Consider the following 1,481-nt stretch of genomic DNA (forward strand, 5'->3'; position numbering starts at 1 on the left):
GCACAACTGCGCTACGCCATATCGTGGCGGAGGAGACCGGCACGACGGTGCTACCGCTACTAGGAGCCCGTCTCGGTAACCACATTTCGAGCTGACACTGTGGAGCGTTGAGGGGCGCCCGTGGTGCGCCAGCTTGCAGTGCGGGTCATCCTGTTGCTGCCTTGGCGAGCTTGGTGAGGTTGTGGGCGGTGCAGACCAGCGCCCACTCGTGTTTCACCTTCTCAAGGCCGCGGAGGAGGAGCTGTCGGAACCCTCGTGCCGCCTTGATCTGCCCAAACACGGGTTCGACCACCTGCTTGCGTAGTCGGTAGCGGCTGCGGCGGCCGGCGCGTTTGAGCCGCTGGCGCATGGCCGAGACCAGTGGGCCTCGGCGACGGTCCTCGCCGCCATCGGGGTGCTTGGCGCGGCCGGTAGCGACGTAGCCGCGGATGCCGCGCCGGTCGAGGTCGGCCAGGTTGGCCTCCGAGCAGTAGCCGCTGTCGGCGGAGACCTCGGCGGGCGTAACGCCGGTGTTGGTAGTGACGGCGTCGAGCAGCGGTCCCAAGGCGTCCTGGTCGGAGGCGTTGTTGGTCAGGTGATGCGCCACAATGACCTGCGCGGTCGCGTCCACCGCAGCCCCGGCGTTGTAGGCCTGCACGAAGCCGTCGCGGCCCTTCATGATCCGGCTCTCCGGATCGGTGAAGTTGCGCTGTGCAGTGGGCCTGGGCTCGCCCGGCGGGTGCTTCGGCTTGCGTCCGCGACGCCCACTCGGCGAGCCATCGGCCTTGGTTCCCGGATCTGGCTTGGCGGCCGCAGCAGCAAGCGCCTCGGCCTCGAGTTCCGCCTTCGCGGCACGGATCCGCTCCAGGCGGCGCGCCTTGTCGCGCATCCAGGCCGGCATCTCGTCGCCGCGCCGCTCGGCCCCGAGAGTGGCGTCCTCCTCGGCATCCGTCCCCTCCGCCTGCGCCAGCCAGCCTTCGACCTCGGCCGCCAGTTCGGCCTCAGCCGGGCCCATCCGGGCGTAGCTCATCGCCTTATGCTTGGAGGCATTGGCCCGCAGCTTGGTGCCGTCCACCGCGACATGGCCAAGGCCGACCAGACCGGCGTGTCGGCACAAGGTGAGCACCTGCACGAAGAGGTCGGCCAAGGCCGTCAGGTGGCGCCGGCGGAACTCGCTGATGGTGCGGAAGTCCGGCCGGTTCAGCGCCGTCACCGCCTGGAAGTCCAGGCGCTCTTCGCAGGCGCGCGCGATCCGCCGCGACGAATAGACACCACGGCCGTAGGCGTAGAGCAGCAGCGCCACCATCATCGCCGGGTGGTACGGCGGATAGCCACGAGGCTCCGTGTAGGCCGAAAGGATGGCGGAGAGGTCGAGTTCCTCCGCCACGATGTCGCGGACCAGATGCGCAGGATGCCCCTGAGGTACGAACTCCTGCACCGAGGGCGGCAGCAGCCAGACCTCGTCCACCTTCCAGGGCCGAAAGCTCTTCGTCATGCCGCCG

At 69.1% G+C, this 1,481-nt stretch carries 1 protein-coding gene; it reads right to left on the reverse strand.

The window, feature by feature from the left end; translation table 11 throughout:
- Positions 1–145 precede the first annotated feature (145 nt).
- Positions 146–1,474 (reverse strand): IS1182 family transposase, encoded by a 1,329-nt coding sequence (locus ACFFIC_RS29975; protein WP_377057278.1) that lies wholly within the window; start codon positions 1,472–1,474, stop codon positions 146–148.
- Between the last annotated feature and the right edge of the window lie 7 nt (positions 1,475–1,481).

This window comes from Muricoccus vinaceus (assembly GCF_042433125.1).
Classification (GTDB): Bacteria; Pseudomonadota; Alphaproteobacteria; order Acetobacterales; family Acetobacteraceae; genus Roseomonas; species Roseomonas vinacea.

Bases quoted from the DNA above. Each gene is read 5' to 3' on its own strand.
- ACFFIC_RS29975 (WP_377057278.1), bottom strand. From the start codon at position 1,474: ATGACGAAGAGCTTTCGGCCCTGGAAGGTGGACGAGGTCTGGCTGCTG.